Source organism: Serratia odorifera (genome assembly GCF_041448735.1).
GTDB classification, from domain to species: domain Bacteria; phylum Pseudomonadota; class Gammaproteobacteria; order Enterobacterales; family Enterobacteriaceae; genus Serratia_F; species Serratia_F odorifera.
Genome location: NZ_JBGMUT010000001.1, coordinates 1,068,669 through 1,091,739, shown reverse-complemented (window position 1 = coordinate 1,091,739; position 23,071 = coordinate 1,068,669). Strand labels below are relative to the sequence as shown.

The 23,071-nt window shown below is 55.9% G+C and carries 19 protein-coding genes; 10 read left to right on the top strand and 9 right to left on the bottom strand.

Annotated elements, in window-relative coordinates; genetic code table 11:
- From ACCC84_RS05085 to ggt, 3 genes are all read right to left on the bottom strand, one after another.
- Nucleotides 1–546 carry a hypothetical protein gene (locus ACCC84_RS05085; protein WP_004962851.1) on the bottom strand — a complete coding sequence of 182 codons (546 nt, stop codon included), beginning with the start codon at nt 544–546 and terminating at the stop codon, nt 1–3.
- Nucleotides 546–671: a hypothetical protein gene (locus ACCC84_RS05080; RefSeq protein WP_371901616.1), complete on the bottom strand. Its 126-nt coding sequence runs from the start codon at nt 669–671 to the stop codon at nt 546–548. The genes ACCC84_RS05085 and ACCC84_RS05080 overlap by 1 nt, the downstream gene beginning before the upstream one ends.
- 206 nt (nt 672–877) lie before the next feature.
- Nucleotides 878–2,551 carry a gamma-glutamyltransferase gene (gene ggt / locus ACCC84_RS05075; RefSeq protein WP_004962857.1) on the bottom strand — a complete coding sequence of 558 codons (1,674 nt, stop codon included), beginning with the start codon at nt 2,549–2,551 and terminating at the stop codon, nt 878–880.
- 267 nt (nt 2,552–2,818) lie between these two features.
- Between ggt and ACCC84_RS05070 the strand changes: the two genes are divergently transcribed.
- Complete coding sequence (locus ACCC84_RS05070; RefSeq protein WP_371901615.1) at nt 2,819–4,543, top strand: sugar phosphorylase; 1,725 nt, start codon at nt 2,819–2,821, stop codon at nt 4,541–4,543.
- Nucleotides 4,544–4,553: 10 nt separating this feature from the next.
- Here ACCC84_RS05070 and aldA read toward each other — a convergent pair whose 3' ends face one another.
- From aldA to ACCC84_RS05045, 5 genes are all read right to left on the bottom strand, one after another.
- Nucleotides 4,554–5,990 (bottom strand): aldehyde dehydrogenase, encoded by a 1,437-nt coding sequence (aldA, locus tag ACCC84_RS05065; protein WP_004962863.1) that lies wholly within the window; start codon nt 5,988–5,990, stop codon nt 4,554–4,556.
- 162 nt (nt 5,991–6,152) lie between these two features.
- A complete protein-coding gene (locus ACCC84_RS05060) occupies nt 6,153–6,638 on the bottom strand; it encodes an NUDIX hydrolase (RefSeq protein ID WP_004962865.1) in 486 nt (161 codons plus the stop codon).
- 160 nt (nt 6,639–6,798) lie between these two features.
- The gene (locus ACCC84_RS05055) at nt 6,799–8,127 is read right to left on the bottom strand and encodes an NAD(P)/FAD-dependent oxidoreductase (protein ID WP_371901614.1); all 1,329 of its coding nucleotides are present in this window, start codon (nt 8,125–8,127) and stop codon (nt 6,799–6,801) included.
- 328 nt (nt 8,128–8,455) lie between these two features.
- On the bottom strand, nt 8,456–9,889 hold the full coding sequence (locus ACCC84_RS05050; protein WP_004962869.1) for an NAD-dependent succinate-semialdehyde dehydrogenase: 1,434 nt from the start codon (nt 9,887–9,889) through the stop codon (nt 8,456–8,458).
- 10 nt (nt 9,890–9,899) lie between these two features.
- Nucleotides 9,900–10,583 carry a type 1 glutamine amidotransferase domain-containing protein gene (locus tag ACCC84_RS05045; RefSeq protein WP_273868390.1) on the bottom strand — a complete coding sequence of 228 codons (684 nt, stop codon included), beginning with the start codon at nt 10,581–10,583 and terminating at the stop codon, nt 9,900–9,902.
- A gap of 195 nt (nt 10,584–10,778) precedes the next feature.
- On the opposite strand from ACCC84_RS05045, the gene ACCC84_RS05040 reads away from it, so the two are divergent.
- The 5 genes from ACCC84_RS05040 (at nt 10,779) to ACCC84_RS05020 (ending at nt 16,109) form a co-directional block, all read left to right on the top strand.
- Nucleotides 10,779–11,606 (top strand): AraC family transcriptional regulator, encoded by an 828-nt coding sequence (locus ACCC84_RS05040; RefSeq protein ID WP_039992100.1) that lies wholly within the window; start codon nt 10,779–10,781, stop codon nt 11,604–11,606.
- Nucleotides 11,607–11,761: 155 nt separating this feature from the next.
- Nucleotides 11,762–12,499, top strand: a complete 738-nt coding sequence (locus tag ACCC84_RS05035) for a class I SAM-dependent methyltransferase (RefSeq protein ID WP_371901613.1) — start codon at nt 11,762–11,764, stop codon at nt 12,497–12,499.
- Between the two features lie 82 nt (nt 12,500–12,581).
- The gene (locus ACCC84_RS05030) at nt 12,582–13,607 is read left to right on the top strand and encodes a GNAT family N-acetyltransferase (protein ID WP_004962879.1); all 1,026 of its coding nucleotides are present in this window, start codon (nt 12,582–12,584) and stop codon (nt 13,605–13,607) included.
- Between the two features lie 47 nt (nt 13,608–13,654).
- Nucleotides 13,655–15,022, top strand: coding sequence for an FAD-binding oxidoreductase (locus ACCC84_RS05025; protein WP_004962882.1), 1,368 nt, complete (start codon nt 13,655–13,657; stop codon nt 15,020–15,022).
- Nucleotides 15,023–15,143: 121 nt separating this feature from the next.
- Complete coding sequence (locus ACCC84_RS05020) at nt 15,144–16,109, top strand: DMT family transporter (RefSeq protein WP_004962885.1); 966 nt, start codon at nt 15,144–15,146, stop codon at nt 16,107–16,109.
- Between the two features lie 30 nt (nt 16,110–16,139).
- On the opposite strand, the gene fusA is transcribed toward ACCC84_RS05020, so the two are convergent.
- Complete coding sequence (fusA, locus tag ACCC84_RS05015; protein WP_004962887.1) at nt 16,140–18,245, bottom strand: elongation factor G; 2,106 nt, start codon at nt 18,243–18,245, stop codon at nt 16,140–16,142.
- Nucleotides 18,246–18,707: 462 nt separating this feature from the next.
- Here fusA and mgtS point away from each other — a divergent pair, with 462 nt between their 5' ends.
- From mgtS to ACCC84_RS04995, 4 genes are all read left to right on the top strand, one after another.
- Nucleotides 18,708–18,800 (top strand): protein MgtS, encoded by a 93-nt coding sequence (gene mgtS, locus ACCC84_RS05010; protein WP_147415647.1) that lies wholly within the window; start codon nt 18,708–18,710, stop codon nt 18,798–18,800.
- A 387-nt stretch (nt 18,801–19,187) separates the two neighbouring features.
- On the top strand, nt 19,188–19,622 hold the full coding sequence (locus ACCC84_RS05005) for a carboxymuconolactone decarboxylase family protein (protein WP_004962898.1): 435 nt from the start codon (nt 19,188–19,190) through the stop codon (nt 19,620–19,622).
- Nucleotides 19,623–19,625: 3 nt separating this feature from the next.
- A complete protein-coding gene (sigJ, locus tag ACCC84_RS05000; protein ID WP_273868259.1) occupies nt 19,626–20,513 on the top strand; it encodes an RNA polymerase sigma factor SigJ in 888 nt (295 codons plus the stop codon).
- A 132-nt stretch (nt 20,514–20,645) separates the two neighbouring features.
- Nucleotides 20,646–23,069, top strand: coding sequence for a DUF3772 domain-containing protein (locus tag ACCC84_RS04995; RefSeq protein ID WP_004962902.1), 2,424 nt, complete (start codon nt 20,646–20,648; stop codon nt 23,067–23,069).
- Nucleotides 23,070–23,071: the final 2 nt, after the last annotated feature.

Below are 23,071 nucleotides of genomic sequence, written 5' to 3'. Positions count from 1 at the left end.
TTACCTCTTTCGCAACGTGCGAACAAATTCTTCGATGTAGGGAATAATAACCAGCAGCAATATTGCCGCGAACAGCGTCAGCCTATAACCGGTCGGCAACGGGGGTGTTTTCCAACGCAGCGAGAAGTCGGCAGATTGGTCGGCCATGCCGAACAGCGCGGTGAAATCCTGCCAGTTTAACGAGATCACCATCAGCATCGCCATTAACGGGATCATCTCCAGAAAGCTGTGAATATGCTGTTCGATCGGCGTAACTTCACGTTGGTCCACGGCGTAGCTGACATCCCACAGCGCCGTGGCTTCATGAACAAAAAAAGCGACTATCATCAACAAGATAATCAGGCTGTTGATCTCAAGGAAAATGGCGGCCAACAACGGAATACCCACTTCGACAAACATCATCAAATGCAGCAGTGACTCCTTGGTACCGCTGGTTTTCTCTATTTCAGTCGCGCGATGACATGCCCAGTCGGCGATGCCGGCCAATAACCATAATGGCATAACGAAATACAGCAGCATGGCCAGCGTTGGGTCGCCCGTAGTCATTATTTCACCTGCTTGTCACCGGACTCTGGCGCGTGGTGATAATCATCCTTTTCCCGCTTTGGCGAAGCGGCTGGCGGGGTGTTTTTTTCCGGCTTTTTCTGCCGATTGCTTTGATGGTGCATCATTAACCTCCGACTAATCGATATATTAATTAGTCTTATAAGATTAGCCCAATACGCAAAATAATCTTTTCAAGACACAAAAAAATACAGATAAGCGGGGCGATGTTAATGACGATGCATACATGTTAATTATAAATTAAATAATAATGTCTAAATATTTCATCAGCAGCGCCGGGTATTGCTGCTCCCCGACGCAATTGGCCAGCACACTAGCGTTCGATCACCTGTCCAGTACCCCGACCACGCGGGTCGGAAGCGGTTTCTGGCATCCTGCCATTGACGCGGATCGCCTGGATATCCCCCATGTTCCAACCCTGATCCTCCAGGGTATAACCCAGCGCGGTTAACTCTGCCGCCACCTGACCGGTCAACGGCGCGTAACTGTCGTAGTAGAGGGTGTCTTTGGGCAGCAACTGGTGGTGTACGCGCTGCGCCGCTACCGCCTGTTGCAGTGACAGGTGATAATCGTAAATGTTGTTCAGCACCTGAAAGATTGACGTAAAAATGCGTGAACCCCCCGGCGTGCCGAGCACCAGCGTCACCTTGCCGTCGCGGGTAACGATGGTCGGACTCATGGACGACAGCATGCGCTTGCCGGGCTCAATGGCATTGGCGTCGCTGCCCACCACGCCAAAGGCGTTTGCCACGCCGGGTTTGGCACTGAAATCATCCATTTCGTCGTTCAGCAAGAAGCCGGCGCCATTGACCACCACGCCGCTGCCAAAGTCCCAATTTAGCGTATAGGTATTACTGACCGCATTGCCTTGCGCATCGATAACCGAAAAGTGGGTGGTTTGGTGCGTTTCCAGGCCGGGACGTACTTTTTCGCTGGCGGAGATGGCCTGCGGATTCACTTCTGCCGCGCGTTTTTGCAGATAATCGGCGGCGGTCAGCTTGGCCACCGGCACATCGGTAAAGTCAGGATCGCCCAAATAGTCGGCACGATCGGCAAACACCCGCTTTTCAATTTCCGACAACAAATGGATGTAGCGTGCCGAGTTGAGCGTGACCCCCTTAAAATCGGCGGCGCGATACTCCTTGATTGCCAACAACTGCGCCAGAGCGATGCCGCCGGAGCTAGGCAGCGGGGCGGTATAGATGGTATTGCCACGCCAGGCGATCTGCATCGGCTCACGCCATTTCACGCGGTAATCCTTCAGATCGTCCGCGCTGATCAAACCGCCATCCTGCTGCATCTGCTTTACCAACAGGTTGGCGGTTTCGCCGCGGTAAAAGTCGCTAGCCCCCCGATCGGCGATCCGTTCGAGGGTTTTTGCCAGTTCTGGTTGTTTAAACAGGCTGCCTGGCTTCATGCTGCCAAAGTAGTCGCCGAAGTTGGTTTTGCCGGCAAACAGTTTATTGGCGTCTTCACGATACTGGTACTGCTGGTTGGCGACGGTAAAGCCCTGCCGCGCGTAGCCAATCGCCGGCGTTAACAGTTCCGCCCAGGGCAGTTTGCCGAACTTCTGGTGCGCTTCCCATAATCCCATCACCGTACCCGGAACCCCGGCGGCTTTGCTGCCAACCAGACTGAGGTTGTCGATAACCTGGCCTTTTTCATCCAGATACATGCCTTTGCTGGCGGCGTTGGGTGCGGTTTCACGATAATCCAGGAAGTAGGGCTTACCGTCGATATACAGCGTCATAAAGCCGCCGCCACCAATGTTGCCGGCTTCGGGATAGGTAACCGCCAGGGTAAAGGCGGTCGCTACGGCGGCATCCACCGCGTTGCCACCGGCCTTGAGGATCTGCGCCGCGACTTTAGCACCGTATTCGTCCGGCGCGGCCACCGCACCGGCGTCGAGTTGGGCGGCAAACAGCGGAGAACTGGCCGTCATGATGGCGGCGCTCAGCGCCATTATTTTAAACAGGCGAATCTGCATAAGGGTTCCTTTCCGGTTAGTGTTGATGCGGCGGCCAAGTGGCTAATACCTTGTTGCGTAATCACTTTCAGCCGTTTTTTTTGGCTCGGCCGCCATAAACAAAATAGCAGCAGTCGCCGTTGGCCGCCTGATGCAAGTCGGCAATTTGCCCACCATGAGGCATCGCTCACAAAGGCACACAGCCAACGGTAGCCTGCCGAGGTGTTTTACCTGTTTACCAGAAGCGGTTATAAAGGAAGCTAATGGTTTTACACAAAAGGAGGGGCTATGGCGTCAGACTTCGAGCAACAGCTACAGCAATTGCTGCGCAGTTTGTATCCTGCCGAACGACGGCCGGCGTTGATTGCCGACATTCTGGCGTTGATAGAAAAGTGGCACTTACCCCGAGAACAGCGGTCGCAATCGGTCGACGAGAAAACCATTTATCTGATCGCTTATGGCGACGGTCTGTATCAGGACGATGAAAAACCGCTGCGGGTACTGAAACAGTTCGCCGATCGCTGGCTGCAAGGCTTAATCAGCGATATTCATCTGTTACCGATGTTTCCCTGGACCTCGGATGACGGTTTCAGCGTGGTGGATTATCGGCGTATCAATCCTGAACTGGGCGACTGGACAGATATTCACGCATTGCATCAGCATTATGATTTGATGTTTGACTGCGTGATTAACCACGTTTCCAGCGCCAGCCTGTGGTTTCAGGCTTATCTGCGCGGCGAGGAAAAATACCAGCACTATTTTATCGAGGCCGACCCACAGGCCGATTACCATTCGGTGATGCGCCCACGCGCGCTGCCACTGCTGACGCCGTATGTCAAAGCCAACCATCAGCGCGTCTATTTGTGGACCACCTTCAGCGAAGACCAGATAGACCTTAATTTTCGCGAACCGGCAGTGTTACTGGAAAGCATCGACATCCTGCTGCAATACGCCGCGTCCGGCGGACGGTCGATTCGCCTGGATGCAATTGGTTTTATCTGGAAAGCGGCAGGGACCGCGTGTATACACCTGCCGGAAGTGCATCAGATCATCAAGCTGTGGCGGCTGGTGCTCGACCGCGCCAATACCCATTGCCGCCTGATCACCGAAACCAACGTGCCGCACAGCGAAAATATTCGCTATTTCGGCAACGGCGACGAAGCGCACATGGTGTACCAGTTTCCGTTACCACCGCTGACGCTGCACGCATTTTTACGCCAGAATACGCGCTGGCTCAATGCCTGGGCGACCCGACTCAGTGCCGAAACGCAGCCGATCAACACCACTTTTTTCAACTTTCTGGCCAGCCACGACGGCATCGGCCTGCGGCCGACTGAAAATCTGCTGGACGATGCCGAGCGGGCGTTTCTGGTGGCCGAAGTGGAGCGTAAGGACGGGCGAATTTCCTGGCGTAACAACCCCGACGGCAGTAAGTCGCCGTATGAGTTGAACATCAACTATCTGGATGCCCTGTGCGAGCCGGATGACGGCGTCAACACCAAAGCCGACAAGTTCGTGGCGGCACAGTCAATCCTGTTGGCATTCCGCGGCGTACCGGCGCTGTATTATCATAGCCTGCTCGGTAGCCGCAGCGATCTGGCGGGGGTAGCGCGCTCCGGCATCAACCGACGCATCAACCGCGAAAAACTGCAGTTGAAAAGCCTGGAACAACAGCTGGTTGAGCCAGGCACGCTACGGGCGGAAGTGTTCCATCGTCTGCGTCACCTGATTTATTGTCGCCGTACCCAGCCGGCGTTTGCCCCCCAGGCGGCGCAGCGGGTGCTGAAACTTGGCGACGCGCTGTTCGGCATCGAACGGGCCGAACAGCGCGGGCAGGAACGCATCAGCTGCGTGGTGAACGTCAGTGCCGCTCCGCAAACGCTGCACTTGCCGCTGCCGGGCACCGATCTGATCGCCATGACGGCGTTTGACGGCAGCATGACGTTGCGGCCGTGGCAGGCGGTATGGATCAAACACTCTGCGCCTGACGGCCCGCGTTGCGCCACGCTGTAACGGTGGATGGCTAAAGTTGTAAATAGGCAACCTGGGTCTGCAGGTATTCCTCCAGCCCGTGGCGGCCATCGGCGCCGCCGATGCCGGACTTGCGCCAGCCGGCATGGAACCCCTGCATCGCTTCAAAGTTTTCACGATTGATGTAGGTTTCGCCGAACTTCAACTGCTTGAGCGCGCGCATCGCCACATTGAGATCGCGAGTAAAAATGGAGGAGGTGAGGCCGTATTCGCTGTCATTGGCCATGGCGATGGCCTCATCCAGCGTGTTGAAGGTTGCTACCGGCAATACCGGACCAAACACCTCTTCTTGCATGATTTCCATATCCTGACGCACCTCCGTCAGTAAGGTAGGGGGGAAAAAATAACCGCTGCGCGCGGCACGTTGCCCGCCAAATCGCAGCGTCGCCCCCTGTTCGACGGCCCGTGCTACCTTGTCCTCCACCCGTTTTACCGCCTCTGCGCTGATCAGCGGTCCCATATCCAGCCCGGTTTGGGTATTGGGATCGCCATAGGTTACCTGTTGTAATGCCGTACTGAGCCGCTCGATGAACTGAGGATAAATTGCCTGTTGCACATAAACACGTTCGGCGCAGTTGCACACCTGCCCGGTGTTGATCACCCGCGAACTGACGATGGCTTTCACCGCCAAATCCAGATCGGCGTCGGCCATGACAATCGCCGGGGCTTTACCGCCCAGTTCCAGCGACACTTTGGTGACGTTGTCGGCTGCTGCACGCATGGTGGCGATACCCGCGCCGACGCTGCCGGTCAGGCTGACCATACCGACCTTGGCATTGGCCGCCAGTTCCTGTCCAACTTCGGGACCATAGCCCGTCACCAGATTGAATACCCCGCGTGGCAATCCGACCTGGTGCACAATCTCGGCAAATATCACCGCGTTGCCCGGCGTCAATTCGCTGGGCTTGATCACCATGGTATTGCCGGTCAGCAGGGCCGGCGCCGCCTTGCGTGCAATCAGGAAGAACGGGAAGTTCCACGGTAAAATGCCGGTGGTGACACCGATGGCCTTCTTGAACAGGAAAATCGTCTCGTTGGGCCGATCGCTCTGGATAATTTCGCCTTCATAACGGCGCGCCCATTCAGCCATATAATCAAGGTAATCGGCGGTGAACAGCACTTCCACCTTGGCCAGTTCCTGAGTTTTACCGCCTTCGGCGACGATGGTGGCGGTCAGTTCCTCCGCACGCTGGCGGATGCCGTTGGCGATGGCTCGCAGCCACTGCCCACGCTCGACGGCAGGTAACGCTTCCCAATCGGCCTGTGCGGCGGCGGCGGCATCAATCGCCTGTTTCGCGTGCTCGGCGCTGCCTTGGGGGATCTGCATAATGATCTGTTCGGTCGACGGATTGACCACGTCAATCCAGCGATCGTCAGGGTTGGCGATAAATTCGCCATTAATGTACATGCGTTTTTGATTCAGGGTCATGGCAGCGCTCCGTAGGGTCTTGTTAATTTATTGTTATTTTAACGGAGTTGCTGCGTTAATAACCTTTCTATCACTGCCATCCGAAGCCGGCGAGTGGCAAAAATCACGGTAAACGAAAGCGTGCCAATCGCCGATTAGCCACCGCAGCGGCGCACGGCAACCTCAACGCGGCGTAACGTGCCGGCAGAGGTCGATGGCTCTGCCAATCAGGGAGGGGAGCTCGCGCGGACATGCGAGTTTTTCTACTTCTGCCATGGTGAACCATTTAAAGCCGCTGTGGGCAGCAACGCAGGCCGCCGGAGAACGGCATAAGTAGATCAAGTCAATATGCCAGTGATAGCCGCCGTTTTTATCACCGATCCTTTCACAAAGAATGGTCAACGGGCTAGGCAGTTCTACAACATCCTGTTGATCGTTCACCAGCGCTATCGCGCTGTGGCGAGCACAATCAATGATGCGGGTCTCAATCCCGACCTCTTCCTTGACCTCACGCTGCAGGGCTTCCTGCGGTTCTTCATTCGGTTCAACATGTCCGCCGGGGTATAACCAGCATTGCAGCTTATGGTGAAAATGCATCAATACGCGGTGGTCTTCATCCAGAATAATGGCCGAAGCCGTAAAATGTTTTTCGCCCAGACGTGGTATCACGTTAGATCCTGTTCAATTTGCCAACTCAAAATATTGGCTATTTCTAACGCCAGCAGGTGACATAAAAATGACAATCGGCACTCGATACTGTGGTCGAACATCACGACAAAGCCGTAACAGAAGGTAAGAAGCTGGCAGAGGGCAATTGCCAGACCCGTTTTTAGGATGACAGCATTTTATGTGGTTGCAGCAGATTGACCACGCGTGCGGAGAGCATCGCCAACGAAGCCAGCCGGCGTTTGGACAGGAAACGGGTAGGGAAGGCGACAGGGGGGAACCGGGTCAGTCGCAAGAAATCGCGGTTTAGCCGTAACAGATCGTCGCTGATGGCTTTTCCTACCCGCACGCTCTGTGCCAAACCGTGGCCGTTCCAGCCATAGGCGCTGTATACCGGCACCGGCGCGGCAGACTTGCGAAACACCGGCATGCCGGAGCGGGTAATGTCGAAAGGTTCGGCCCAGAAAAATTCGGGGGACAGATTCGGCTGCTGCGGGAACACCGCGGTCAATCGCTGTTGTAGACGTTTGACAATCGACGCCCTCGGCAGCAACTGACTGGTGCCCAGCGCGCCGAACAACAACCGGTCGTTGTCATAGGGACGAAAATAATCGATCTGCAACTGAGTGTCGTACACCGGCATAGCGGTCGGTAACAGGGTATGAATCCCGCCGCTGACCGGTGCGGTGGCTGCGACGTAGGTATAGAGCGGTAATGTCATCGACTCTTCTTGCGGTTGCAACGTCCCGGAGTCTGCATGCATCGCCAGCACAATCGCCTTACGCGCCACCATGCCGCCAGCGGCGGTGAGCGCCAGCGTGCCACGTGCACCCGGCCTTAACGCCACAACCGCACTGTCTTCATACGCTTGTCCACCTGCGCGCAGAAAGGCGCCCAGCAGGCCGTGCACCAGCTTTAGCGGATGAATGTGCCCGCCTGAATGATCGATTGCCGCGCCATGATAGTTGGCTGAATTCAGGTGAGTGCGCAATTGATCGCGATCCAGCATAGCGGCGCAGCGATCGCCCAACGTCTGACGTGCCGCCAACTCCTCGGCCAAGGGCGCCATATGCGCCGGATGCACGGCGGCGGTAAGATGACCATGGTGGCGATCGGCATTGATACCGTGGGTTTCCAATAAACTGTCCAGTAACTGCATCGCTTCCGATGATGCGAACTGCCACAGCCACCGTGCGGTTTCAAACGGCAGCATTTGCAGCATTTGCCGCGCCTTCCAGCGCGCCATGCCTGGCGTCAGCTGGCCGCCGTTGCGCCCTGAAGCGCGGCCGCCAACCTGCGCCTTTTCCAATAAAACCGTATCGACACCGGCGGCGGCAAGATGCAGAGCGGCAGACAGGCCCAGCAATCCGCCACCGATCACCACCACATCGGCTTCCTGTACCTTGTCCAGCCGGGGCATCACGGCGAGGTTGTCCACTTGCTGGGGATAAATACATGCCTCTGTCGCATTGGCGAGCCAGTGAGTTATCACGTGTTCCTCGGTCAAGCAAATTATTAAGCATTGCTACTGTAAATGTACATTTAGCGTAGGCTACTCAGCGCGGCAAGAGATCCGATGAGTCAGTCATTATCTGGCTATCTATCGGTACGCTATTGTTTTCTAGCAGGTTGTTATGATGATAAAAAATGATCGTCACCCAGGAAATTAATAAATTTTCGTGACGTTTTCGTGATTAGATGCTTACCACCGGGAGGCAGCAGATACCGGGGATCATCGGGCGGGCGACGCCATAAAGCGATAAAAAACCGGCCAGTAATTACTGGCCGGTTGTGACCGTCATGTTACCAACCGGGCTTGATTAGCGACCGGCGACGGTAACGAAACGTGTTTCGAGATAGGACTCGATCGCTTCGCTACCGCCCTCGGTGCCGTGACCAGAGTCTTTCACGCCGCCAAATGGCGTTTCCGGCAGACCAAAACCGATATGGTTGATGGTCAGCATACCGCTTTCGACATCACGCCCCAGGGCGTTGACGGTGGCAATATTGCGACTGTAGGCATAGGCGGCCAGGCCATAGGGCAGACGATTGGCTTCGGCGATGGCTTCATGGTAATCGTTGAACGGCCGCAACAACGCAACCGGGCCAAAGGGTTCTTCCGACATGGCGCGCGCATTCAACGGCACATCACGCAATACCGTCGGCGCAAAGAAATTGCCTTTGTCCGTCAGGCGTTTGCCGCCGGTGGTGACTTTTGCCCCTTGGGCAATCGCGTCTTGTACGAATGCCTCAATGGCATCGACGCTGCGACCGAGTACCATTGGCCCCATGGTCACGCCGTCGTCCAGGCCGTTGCCGACGTTGATTTCACGCACCGCAGCGGTGAACTTTTCGACAAACTCATCATACACGCCCTGTTGGATCAGGAAACGGGTCGGCGCAATGCACACCTGGCCGGCATTACGGAACTTGGCGGCGGCCAGTTCTTTCGCCGCCGCATCAAGATCGGCATCGTCAAAGATCAATACCGGCGCGTGTCCGCCCAGTTCCATGGTGGCTTTTTTCATGTGCTGACCAGCCAGTGCCGCCAGGTGTTTGCCGACGCGGGTAGAGCCGGTGAACGAAATCTTGCGGATGGTCGGGTGAGGGATCAGATACTCCGATACCTCCGCCGGCGTACCGTAAACCAGCGCAATCACCCCGGCCGGAATACCGGCATCGGCGAAGGCCTGGATCAGCGCAGCCGGCGAGGCCGGGGTTTCTTCCGGCCCCTTGATGATGATCGAACAACCGGCGGCCAGCGCGGCCGACAGTTTGCGCACGATCTGGTTGATCGGGAAGTTCCACGGCGTAAAGGCCGCCACCGGACCAACCGGCAGCTTCAGCGTTTGCTGCTGTACGTCCTGCTGGCGTGCCGGTATGATTTGTCCGTAAGTACGGCTGGCTTCGCCGGCGAACCAGTCGATCACATCGGCAGCGCCCAGAACTTCCACTTTGGCCTGCGCCAGCGGTTTACCCTGTTCCTGTGTCATCAGCGTGGCGATCTGCGCCGCACGTTCGCGCAGCAGGGCGGCGGCCTGGCGCATCATGTTGGCGCGCTGATAGGCCGAGGTTTGACGCCAGATGTTAAAACCGCGCTCGGTAGCGGCCAGCGCCAGATCGAGATCTGCCTGTCCGGCATGGGCGACGTGACCGATGGTTTCGTCGGTAGCCGGGTTGGTGACCGCCAGCGTTTTACCGGATTGGGCATCACGCCATTCACCATCAATATAAAGTTGTGTATTTGAGTACATTGTTACCTCTTTACTGCGAGTTCACTAGCGCGAGCAGGGCGCGCGCCGCTTCGGCGGATGACGCCGGATTTTGTCCGGTGACCAGCAGGCCATCGCTGACGACATAGGAAGCCCAGTCCGCACCTTTGCTGTAATTGCCACCCTGTTGCTTGAGCACGTCTTCGACCAGGAACGGAACGATCTCGGTCAGGCCAACGGCGTCTTCTTCGCTGTTGCTAAAGCCGGTCACCGCTTTGCCCCGCACCAGTGGTTGGCCGTCCGCCCCCTTGACATGGCGCAGCACACCTGGCGCATGGCACACTGCCGCCAACGGTTTGTTGGCCGCCAGGGTGGTTTCAATCAGCGCGATGGACAACGGATCTTCTGCCAGATCCCATAAAGGCCCGTGGCCGCCCGGATAAAATACTGCATCAAACTCGCTCGCAACAATCTGCGAGAGTTTGCGGGTTGAGGACAGCGCCGCTACCGCCGGGGCATCATTGACAAAACGGCGAGTGTCGTCGGTCTGCGAATCCTCTTCATTGCTTTTCGGATCCAGCGGCGGCTGGCCACCGGCGGGTGAGGCCAGCACCAGCTGGGCGCCGGCATCTTTGAAGATGTAATAGGGGGCGGCAAATTCTTCCAGCCAGAAACCGGTTTTCTTACCGGTGTTACCCAGTTGGTCGTGAGATGTCAGCACCATGAGAATTTTCATCATCGGGTTCCTTCAGTATGAATTAGACCAGTCGTCTAGAGTGACACGTTCGCCACGCTAATTCTAGCCTAGCGGCTTTTTGGCCATGTGAACTGCTCACAACGTGAACGCGCTACGCAAATTGTGGCCGATTAACTATCATAGTGGCTGTTTATTTCACTTGGCCGCTCGTGACAACGCAGGATGACCCACGCAATGCAAGGTGTTCCACAACAGTTTCCGTTCGAAAAAGACTGTGCGCAGTTTCGGCATCTGCCGCAGTTGCCGGGCGTTGAGCTTTATCATGCCCATATCGATCGCTATGCGTTTGAACCGCACACCCATGCCGCCTTTGGCATCGGCACGGTGGTGCAGGGCGCCGAACGTTTTCGCTATCGAGGTGCGCAGCACGTCGCTGCCCCCGGTTCACTGGTGTTAATGAACCCCGATGAATTGCATACCGGCGAATCCGCCAGCGAAGGCGGCTGGAACTACCGGATGATTTACCTTGAACCGGCAACGCTGGCGCGGCTGAGCGGCGAGCAGGGCCTCTGGTTTACCGACGCGGTGCGCGACGATGCGCCGGCGGCACGGCGTATTGCTGAGACTCTGGCCGCGCTGTGGCAGGCTCAGGATCCATTGGCTATCGACGGCCTGCTGCTGGAGGCGATCGCGGCGTTTCGTCCGCATGCAAAGGTGGCGCAGCCACAGCCACGGGAGGGCGCGATCCGTCTGGATATCGTGCGAGAATATCTCTGGGAACACTATGCCCAACCAATTACGCTAGACGGCCTGGCAGCATTGGTCGCGCTCAGTCCGTATCATTTTCAGCGCAAGTTCAAGGCACAGTTTCATGTATCGCCTCATCAAATGCTGATGGCCATTCGACTTTACCAGGCAAAACGACGGCTAACGCAGGGCATGCCGGCCGCACAGGTGGCTGCCGCGGTCGGCTTGACCGACCAGGCGCATTTGACGCGGGCTTTCGCCAATCGTTACGGCGTCACTCCAGCCCGTTATCAAAAACAAGTTTTCTCAGGTTAATAAGTGCGATGGCAATACTCATCAGATGAAATAATTACATTCTCAACGAGATAACGAACTGTCATAAATATTTTTTCTTTTTAAAACTGGCAAAGTTTGCAAATTTCAACTTGCCTAACTATAAATTTATACTCATTATCCGATTCGGAGTGAAAATGGAAATCGCTAACAGTCAGAGTCAATTTGATTCTTTGGCCATTTTTTACGAGCAGATGTTTGAATGGCCATTTCGCAAGCAAATTGAAACACCTTCCGTAATAGAACAGTTGGGGGGTGTCTCTTCCCTGAACATTCTCGATTTCGGTTGCGGCACCGGTCATTATGCCCGATTGTTAAAATCTTCCGGGGCGCATCACGTCGTCGGATTTGATGTGGCAGGGGGAATGCTGGAGTATGCAAAAAAACGCGAGATGGAAAAACCATTAGGTATTGAATATATATCAAAAATAACGCCTGAGATGGCGCATACGTTTGATTTGGTATTGGCGGTGTACGTTTTACCCTATGCCACCAATTATGATTTTCTTAAAGAAATGGTGGCGACCATGGCGCGGATGCTTAAACCGGGCGGACGCTTACTGACATTACCGCTAAATCCGGAATATAAGGTTGACCAAGAATATTATCTTCCCTACGGCTTCCAACTGAGTGGTACGCAACCACAGCAGGATGGCAGCACGGTACAGCTGTCGTTTCCCCAGCAATCCGGGGCGCCTATCTGTGCCAACTACTGGTCGCGCGGCGCGATTGACAGCGCACTGGCGCATAATGGCTTCACGGTAACCTGCTGGCGCAATCCCGAGGCGGCGTGCGCCGCGGATGAAATACCGGAACATTTGCATGCCTATCTGGCGCACCCACACACCGTGTTGGTCGACTGCAAACTCGGCTAAAGGTCATCAAGGAATTCAAAGACCGACCGCCATATAAATTTAACACCGGGGTTGTCATCACTTATTAAAGCGAGGCACTCACGTGGAATACATTACCGACACGCTACATACCCTCAAGCAATTAGACGAGGAGGAATACCGCTGCTTTCATGCTCAATGCGGTTCGCCGTTATTTTATGACTGGCGCTTTTTACAAGCGGCGGAACTCTCTCCGTTACTGTCTGTAAAACAATTCTTTTACCTGACGGTGAGGATAGAGGGTAAGTTGGTTGCATTTATACCGGCTTATTTACAACGCCTGGATGTTGTTGATCCATTTCGCGTATTGGAACAAAAGGCAGATATACGAAATGAAGGTGATGATTATGGTTTGTTTAGCCATATCATGCACTGTTTTAATAGCACCGTATTAAGCTTTTCATCTTTAAATCATATTTATGACAGCCTTTTCATGCGGCTAAAGCTGACCGCAAAACAGGTTGGCGCACGCTATTCCGGCTTGTTGAACGTCGCCGAATCCCCACTATTGCCGTTAGCGGCGCAAGCCGACTTGAACATCAACTATATGTTCGACCGCTATTATGCTGATTTGACGCACTTTCGCGATTTTGAACATTTTGTGGAAAGTCTGCCTTATGATGGACGCGGTGAAATGCGCAGGCAAATGCGAAAATTCAATGACAGCGGGGCGGTTGCCTCGATAATTGCGCCGCCGTTCGATCAACGCCTTGAACAGCTCACTGAGCTCTGTTTTCAGACCACCTCACGCCACGGTACGCCCCAGTATTTCCCGGCGGCGCCTCTGGCGCGTTTCAGTCGGCTTTGTGGTGACCTTATTCGCTTGAATCTTATCGAGAAAGAGGGCGAATTGCTCGCTGGTATGGTGTGTTTTGAGGAGCAGGACACGCTGCACTTATGGTCAGCCGGCATGAAGTATGAAGGCCTGGCGTTCAGCCCTTATACCCTGTGTTTTGCCAATGCCTATCAGTACGCCTTTCAGCGGCGACTGAAGCGCCTCGAAGCAGGACGTTTAAACGCCAAAATCAAAACCCGTCTGGGTTTGCAGCCATTGCCCCTGTATGCCGTAACCCACCGTCCGCATCAGTAATCAGACGATAAAGCAGCCACTTTTATAACGCAAAAAAGGTTATCACTATGACAGAGCTTTCTTTAACCTGTGCAGCAGATGACTATCGTGTATTTTGCTGCCAACTGAGCGGAAAGGTTCGCTCCCGTTACCATGCCGAATATGCCGGCTGGTATCGCCAGGCAAGCTGGAATCAGCGGGATTTTAAGCGCTTTCCTGAACTGATTGTGCGAGCGGAATGCCAGCAGGACATCGTTGCTACCGTCAATCTGGCCCGCAAATATGGCAAAGCGCTGTGTGTCCGCGCCGGGGGACACAGCTATGCCGGCATTTTCCTGCAAAATGACAGCATTCTGCTGGATATTTCGGCTCTGAATGAAATACAGGTCGATACCACTACCGGCATCGCCCGGGTCGAGCCCGGCGCCACCGGGCGACAGTTAATGCATCAGTTAGCACCTTTGGGGCTGGCGTTTCCCACCGGACACGGCGGCGATGTGGCGCTGAGCGGATTTTTACTCGGCGGCGGGCTGGGGATAAATTCTACCGCCTGGGGCGGCATGAGCGTATTTAACGTCACGGCGGTTGACGTTATTACCGCCGACGGCGAGTGCAGGCATGCCAGCGCCAGCGAAAATCCCGAATTGTGGTGGGCGGCGCGCGGCGCCGGGCCCAATGCCTTTTTTGTCATCACCGCGTTTTATCTCCAGTGCTGGCCTCATCCGGCGGCGATCACCAGCCATCTCTATAGCTTGCCGGGTAAAGCATTGCCGTTACTGTTCGAAATGCTCGACAGTCACCAGTGGGACAAACAGTTGCAAATCATGATCGTACTGGCCGGCAACGACCAGCAACAGGTGGTGGTCAATACGTTGGCCTTTGCCGACAGCGTCCGCCAGGCGGATGCACTACAGGCTTTGTTCACCCACCGGATCCAGCGCTTCAAGCTGGATATTCAATGCTTGGCAACGGAAAAGATGGCGGATTTTGAAGCGATATACCGGCAAAGCGAGCAGGCGCTGGTGTGTTCCCGCTTGCGTACCGATAACCTGTTCACCAATAGGATCCTGGAGGTGAGCGCCATTCTGCGTGAACAACTGCCGTCTCAACCCTCGCCTCAGGGCATGACGATGATTATCTGGCGCGGCGACCAAACGTTTCCCGACGCCGCCTATTCGGCAACCGGTCGTTATTTTGTCTCCAGCTATATGCAGTGGGATGATCCGCAACAGGATGACGCCAACCGGCAATGGTTGAATCATTGTTACGATCGTTTGGCTCCCTATGCCTGCGGGCATTATATCAACGAGTTCGATCTGGAAGGGCGCAGCCATACGGTGCAGCGTTGCTACGCGACATCGCATTGGCAACGACTGGTGGCACTGAGGGAACGCTATGATCCAGAAGCGGTATTCCCGCGCTTTGACACCGAGTAAAACAGCAACCTGCTACAATAGATTGCTGCCTGACGCTGTTACACTGGCTCCATCAACCGCAAGATCAGCTTGTTACAGGGCGTGAGTTTCGTTACGCCCTGATTGTTTCGATGGAGTCGTCATGTTTATTGGAGTGTTATTTGCGTTATCTGCCGGCCTGATGTGGGGGCTTATCTTCGTTGGGCCGCTGCTGGTGCCGGATTATCCTGCGGCGTTGCAGTCCACCGGACGCTATCTGGCGTTTGGACTGATTGCCTTGCCGCTGGCCTGGCTGGATAGACGGCGTTTGCAACGCTTGTTACGCCAGGACTGGTTAGAAGCGTTGAAGCTAACGGCGATCGGCAACCTGTTGTACTACCTGTGCCTGGCCAGCGCTATTCAGCGCACCGGTGCACCGGTGTCCACCATGATCATCGGCACCTTGCCGGTGGTGATTTCCGTGACCGCCAATCTGTTTTATGGCCAACACGATGGGCGTCTTGCCTGGCACAAGCTGATGCCGGCGTTGTTGCTGATTGCCCTTGGGTTGGTGCTGGTCAACATTGCCGAACTGCAAGGCAACGATGTGCCGGTGGATAAATGGCGCTATGGCAGTGGATTGGCGCTGGCGTTGTTGGCGGTGGCGTGCTGGACCTGGTTCCCACTGCGTAACGCTCGCTGGTTACGTGAACACCCGGATCAGCGGCCAACCACCTGGGCGACGGCACAAGGCGTGGTGACGTTACCGCTGGCGCTGCTGGGATATCTGCTGGTGTGTGGCCAACTGGCGCTGACACAGCCCGAGTTTGCCTTGCCGTTCGGCCCGCGGCCGGCGGTATTCGTTGGCTTGATGCTCGCTCTCGGCATCTTCTGCTCATGGATCGGTGCGTTATGTTGGAACGAAGCCAGTCAGCGACTGCCTACGGTACTGGTGGGGCCGTTGATTGTGTTCGAAATTCTGGCCGGGCTGGCGTATACCTTCATGCTGCGGCAGGCGTGGCCGCCGCTGTTGACGGTCTGCGGCATTGGCTGCCTGATCGGCGGGGTGGTCTATGCCATGCGCATTCGGCCAGAACCGATAGTGGTATCGTTGAGCGTAGAAAAATAACGCCTGCCGCACACGGCGGCAGGCTGCGGATCACCGCTTGTGGTGATTGATGATCTCTTCGGCCACGTTGCGCGGCGCTTCGGCGTAATGGCTGAACTCCATGGTATAGGTAGCCCGCCCCTGTGACATCGAACGCAGAGTGGTGGAATAGCCAAACATTTCGGACAGCGGCACTTTGGCATGGATTGCCTTGCCGCCACCGCCCGGAATATCCTCCATGCCCTGCAGTTGGCCGCGCCGTGACGAGAGATCGCCCATCACGCCACCGGCGTACTCTTCCGGCGTCTCGATTTCAACCTTCATGATCGGCTCCAGAATCGCCGGATCCGCTTGACGACAGGCGTCTTTGAAGCCGAAGATCGCCGCCATGCGAAACGCCTGCTCGGACGAATCGACATCATGATACGAGCCAAAGGTGAGATGTACCTTGACATCCACCACCGGATAACCGGCCAGCACGCCGTTACCTAACGCTTCCTGAATGCCTTTCTTCACCGCCGGAATATATTCGCCGGGAATCACCCCTCCTTTGATCTCGTCAAAGAACTCGAACCCCTTGCCGGCGTCGTTCGGTTCCACCGTCAGCACGACGTGGCCGTATTGGCCCTTGCCGCCGGATTGGCGGACGAATTTTCCTTCTACATCGCTGACCTTGCGACGAATGGTTTCACGATAGGAAACCTGCGGTTTGCCGGTGGTGGTTTCCACGCCGAACTCGCGCCGCATCCGGTCAACGATGATTTCCAGATGCAGCTCTCCCATGCCGTAAATAAGGGTCTGGCCGGACTCTTCGTCGCTACGCACCCGGAACGACGGATCCTCGGAGGACAGGCGTTGCAGCGCAATACCCATTTTCTCCTGATCGCTCTTGGTCTTTGGCTCAATCGCCTGCGCGATCACCGGTTCCGGAAACACCATGCGTTCCAGCGTGATAATGGCGCTCGGATCGCACAACGTATCGCCAGTCGTCACGTCTTTCAGTCCGACACAGGCAGCAATGTCGCCGGCGTGCAGTTCGTCCACGTCCTTACGATCGTTGGCGTGCATTTGCACAATGCGGCCAATGCGCTCTTTCTTGCCTTTCACCGGGTTGTATACGCTGCTGCCCTTGGCCAGCACGCCAGAGTAAACGCGCACAAAGGTCAGTTGGCCGACGAACGGATCGGTCATCAATTTAAACGCCAGCGCCGAGAATTTCTCGTTGTCGTCTGCGCGGCGGCTGACGATATGGTCGTCTTCATCGTGGCCTTCCATCGGCGGCACGTCGAGCGGCGAGGGCATCAGTTCGATCACCGCATCCAGCATGCGCTGTACGCCCTTGTTACGGAACGCCGAACCGCACAGCATCGGCTGGATCTCACCGGCAATGGTGCGCGCGCGCAGGCCGGCGGTGATCTCCGCGTCGCTGAGCGTTTCGCCGCCAAGGTATTTTTCCATCAGTTGTTCAGAACCTTCGGCGGCGGCTTCGACCATTTTTTCGCGCCACTCGTTGGCAGAAGCAACCAGTTCGGCCGGAACGTCTTCAAAGCGGAAGGTCATGCCCTGTGACGCCTCGTCCCATAAAATGGCCTTCATACGCAGCAGATCCACCACGCCGCTAAAATGGTCTTCTGCGCCAATCGGAATGACGATCGGCACGGGATTGGCCTTCAGTCGGTCAATCATCATTTGCCGCACGCGGAAGAAGTTGGCGCCAACGCGATCCATCTTGTTAACGAAAGCCAGGCGTGGCACCCGGTATTTATTCGCCTGCCGCCACACGGTTTCCGACTGTGGCTGTACGCCGCCCACCGAGTCATACACCATCACCGCGCCATCCAGCACGCGCATCGAACGTTCCACCTCAATGGTGAAATCGACGTGCCCGGGGGTGTCGATAATGTTGATGCGGTGCTGCGGATAATCATGTTCCATGCCGTTCCAAAAACAGGTAGTGGCCGCCGAGGTAATGGTGATCCCGCGTTCCTGTTCCTGAGCCATCCAGTCCATCGTTGCGGCGCCGTCATGAACTTCGCCCAGCTTGTGACTGACCCCGGTGTAAAACAGAATCCGCTCGGTCGTGGTAGTTTTGCCGGCATCAATGTGCGCCGAGATGCCGATGTTGCGGTAACGTTCAATAGGGGTAGTGCGTGCCATAATTAACCTTGCTTAGCCGTTTTGGCGTGAGACTCGGCCACGCGCGGGCAATACCGCGAAGCGACCGTGGCAGTGTTGACAATAACGATAATCCTCAATGGGTTATCTGCCATGTCCGGCGGTGTTGTTGCCAGACATTCACTAATCGTAGTTTACCGGGGTGATTTTATTAAGCGATGGCTGCAATAGGCGTGGCCTGCCTGTCGATGTCAGAAGCGTGGGCAGGGCAGCGAAAAGCGCTATTTTCAGATATACAGCAAAAGAATGGACAGCATTTTTTAATTACGTCTGCGCTGAACCATTGCCTCAATAACGTCTAAACAAGTTAGCTATTCCCCAGCCAAATATAAACTGTTGTGCTTATAATGCCGGCGCGGAATATTTACCGCGAAGATAAGGAGGCTAGACCCCGTATGCGACGCCGAGAGGTATTTATCGAAACAATCAACTGAGGAAATAACAATGGGAAACATGAGCGTATTTATCGGGTTCCTGGGCATCATCAGCACCCTCGGGCTGCTGGCGGCGTACCTAAGCACCAAATGGGATGACTAAATGAATCTTAACGATCCACCCAGACCTATCCTCCCCGTTATCACTGATTTTATATCGGGGAGGATGCCATAATCCCTCACATACTGCGGTTGCGCAGCCTGACATTATGTTTATCTCACTTCTTTTTCTGCTGTACGCAATTCTGATGGTCTCGGTCGGCCTCAATGAAATCTATTGCCGCACCACTGGCAACAGCGCATTCTTGCTATTATTCCTGTTTATTCTCGCTGGCTGTTTGACGTTACTGGCCTTGCTCTGGCGCCTGACTGAGCGGCAGAACCGCAAACCCCGCCGATAAGCCGTTTATAAAAATTTTCCGCCTGCTGGTCACAGCCCCGCTGCGACGATCGTCATAGCTGTAAGAGTCAATCAATCCACGAGGACAGTATGATGAGCAATGACAAGGCGGTACGTTACGAACAGGAAATCCCGGCGGTACTGGCGGCGATGATGGCAGTGCATGACACCCTGACCAATCCGGGACTGGAACCGCGCCTGCATCACCTGGTGCAACTGCGTGCTTCGCAAATCAACCGCTGCGCTTTCTGCGTAAAAATGCATACTAAAGAAGCGCGCGACGACGGTGAGAGCAACGATCGGTTGGATCGACTGGTGGTGTGGGATCAGGTCAGTGATTTCAGCGCGCGCGAAAAAGCGGCGCTGGCCTGGACCGAGGCGCTGACGACGCTGTCAGCGCCCACGCGGTTAGGTCAGTTGCGGGCGCAGTTGCGCGAGCATTTTTCCGAACAGGAAATCGCCTTGCTGACGGCGTCGATAGCCATGATCAACCTGTGGAACCGGCTCCAGATATCAAGGCACTAAGCGATGCAAACAGGCACTTCCTATATAGCAATCTTTGAACAGGTGCGCCCCAGGTTACTGGGGCTGGCATACCGCATTCTTGGCTCGCGTGCCGATGCCGAAGATGCCGTGCAGGACACCTTCATCAAATGGCAGCAGCAGAACGCTGACCAGATCGCCAACCCGGCGGCGTGGCTGACCTCGGCCTGTAGCCGTCGCTGTATCGATCTGTTGCGCGCGGCCTACCGCAAACGCGTTGACTACGTGGGAGCCTGGCTGCCGGAGCCGATCCAGCAAGGCGCAACGCTGGAGGCGGAAAACGCCGCGCTGGCGTCATCACTGAGCACCGCGTTTCTATTGATGCTGGAACGATTGTCACCCAAGGAAAGGGCGGCCTATCTGTTGCACGATATTTTCGACATGCCATATCCCGAAGTGGCCGCGGCGCTCGACATCACCGAGGTTGCCTGCCGCAAACTGGTGTCACGCGCCAAACGCAACGTGGAACTGTCACAGGCTCGCCATGTCACACCAGACAGGCGGCAACGGCAGCTGCTGGCGGCTTTTGAGAGCGCCATCACCAGCGGCAGCGCCGCCGGGTTAATGCCGTTGTTGGCCGATGACATACGCCTGACCGCTGACGGTGGCGGCAAAGTGTCGGCGCTGTTGCATGTATTGCATGGCATGCAACCGGTCAGCGAGTTTCTGGTGGCCAAGCTCGGCCTATGGTGGCGCGACTGCCAGTGGCAGCAGGTGGTGATCAACGGCGGGCACGGGTTTATCATCAGCCAGAACGGGGCGATATCCGCGGCGATCAGCTTTGCTTACGATCGCCAATACCGCCTGAGCGACGTCTTTATCATGCGCAATCCGCAAAAGCTGGCGCTGCTGACCCAGGTGGCGATCCGCTAAGCGTGCTGTTAGTGATGTTTTGTCAAGCCTGAAGCAGTTATCATAATCTCGGTTTATTGTTAATGGGCGAGGTGGCGCAAGCCGTCTCGTCTATTTTGTTTGTCTACCATTCCTATTTGAGCATTGAGACTTATGATTAGGCCGTTACAGATTTTCCTGTTGCTGTTTATGTTGATCGGTTTACCGTTAACCGCCTTCAGCAGCGTTGCCGCCGAGGCTGAAAAAACCGAGCTGAGTCAGCAGGACATTGCCAGTGCGCTGAAAAACTTCCAGAAAACGCTGGACGGTATCAAACAGCAGGTCTCGAAGGCCACCACCGATAACCAGCTCAGCAAACTGTACGAAAGCACGCAACAACTGGCAGCGGGTACCGAGCAGTTGGCGACCGATCTGCAACCGGTGCAAGAAAAGCTGCAAGGGCAGTTGGAGGTGCTGGGGCCGCCGCCGGCGCCTGGCGGGCTAGCGGAAACCGCCGCGGTGGCACAGCAGCGCAATTCGCTGAACAACAGCAAGAAGGCGCTGGATGATGCGGTTACCCGTTTGCAGGCGTTCCGCACCGGCGCACAGGATCTGATGCAACAGATCGGCGATTTGCGCCGCGTGGCCTTCAAGACGCAGCTTGCACTCAACTCCGGCAGTATCTTAAGCACTAAATTCTGGTCGCCGGTGGTAGCGCCGCAAGCGCAGGATCAACAACGGCTGGCGGAGTTCAGTGCGGAAATCACCAGCGCCTGGGACGCCAGTTGGCAACCGGAATGGCGCTACGGCACCATCGCGCTGCTGCTGCTGGCCTTTGCCATCGGGTCCTTGGGGCGTTATTTTTCGGAGCAACTGCTCGCCTGGTTCAGCATTCGCTACTTGCCGGACGGCCGTTTGCGACGCAGCTTTACCGCCCTCGGCACGGCGTTTATTACGCTGTTTGCTACCGCGCTGGCGCTCAACCTGCTATATCAGGCTTTTGCTCGCGTACAGCCATTGCCCACCATGATGCAGGATTTTGCCGACGGTTTTACCCGCCTGGCGATTTTCAGTGCGCTGATTGCCGGCTTGGGGCGAGCATTCCTGTCAATACGCCGGCCGTCATGGCGGTTGGCGGTGCTGGATAACCACGTAGCGCAGGGGTTACGCTATTTTTCACCGCTGCTGGCGATCCTGGCGCTGGCCTTCGGCACGGTGGAATTAATCAATAACGTGATTGGTGCCAGCCTGGGCACGGCGATCTTCAGCAACGGCCTGGTAGCGGCATTAATGGCGTTGGTCGTATTGGCAATGCCACTGCGGGCACACCGCATTCGCCAACGCAGCGAATTGCGCGGCGAACACCTCGCCGAACGCACGATGCTCGGTGGGCTGGTGCAAATCGCCACGGTGATCGCCTCGCTGATTGTGCTGTTCTCGTTGTTGATCGGTTATATCTCGTTCGCCCGGTTCCTGACCTATCAAATTATCTGGATTGCCCTGGTATTGATGGCATTCTATTTTCTGGTGCTGTTTTCCACCGACGCCTGGAGCGCCATTTTTTCGCCCAATACCGCCAGCGGACGTGCGCTAAAGCGATCGTTTAATTTCAGCGATCGGCATTTGGAACAGTTGAGCATCGTTTTCACCGCCACGTTTAAATGCGCATTGTTGCTGTTAATGATCGTTTCCCTGCTGAACGGCACCTTCGGCACCACCACGCCGAACAGTCTGGTGGAAAAAATCGTCGCCATCATGACTGGCGAAGGGCTGCAACGGCTGCATATCGTGCCCGGTAATCTGATCAATTCCCTGATCTGCCTGATTATCGGCATCTATATCCTGCGCGCTACCCGCCGCTGGCTGAACAACGAGCTGCTGCCGAAGACCATCAACGACGTCGGCATTCGCGCGTCACTGGTCACGCTGTTCAGTAACGTCGGCTACGTATTGGTGATTCTGATCACCCTGGCGGCACTCGGTATTCAGTGGAACAAACTGGCATGGATCGTCAGCGCGCTGTCGGTGGGTATCGGTTTTGGTCTGCAGGAAATCGTCAAAAACTTTATTTCCGGGCTGATCCTGTTAACCGAACGGCCGGTCAAGGTCGGCGATATGATTGGCATTGGCGGCGTAGAAGGGGACGTGCGGCGGATTAACGTGCGCGCCACGGAAATTCAGCTCAGCGACCGCTCGACGATGATTGTGCCGAACTCTCAGTTGATATCGCAAAACGTGCGCAATGCCACCATGGGCAATGCGCAAGGGGTGGTGACCATCGCGCTGACCTTCCCAACCGACATCGATCCGGAGCAGGTGCGTAATATTCTGCTCAGCGCCTACCACGACTACGAAGCGGTACTGGATTCGCCCGCGCCGTACGTGCGCTTTAGCCAACTGGGGCCGGAGGGCATCATTCTCAGCGTTACCGGCTACGTTTCCAGCCCGCGAATTGTCGGCTCAACCAAAAGTGACCTGCTGTTTAACATTCTTAAACTGCTGCGCCAACAGCAGGTGCATCTGTCCAGCCCGCAGGAAGTGGTGTTTATGAAGCAACAGGCGAAGAGCCTGGTCGACGAGGAGCAACGGTCATCGTGACC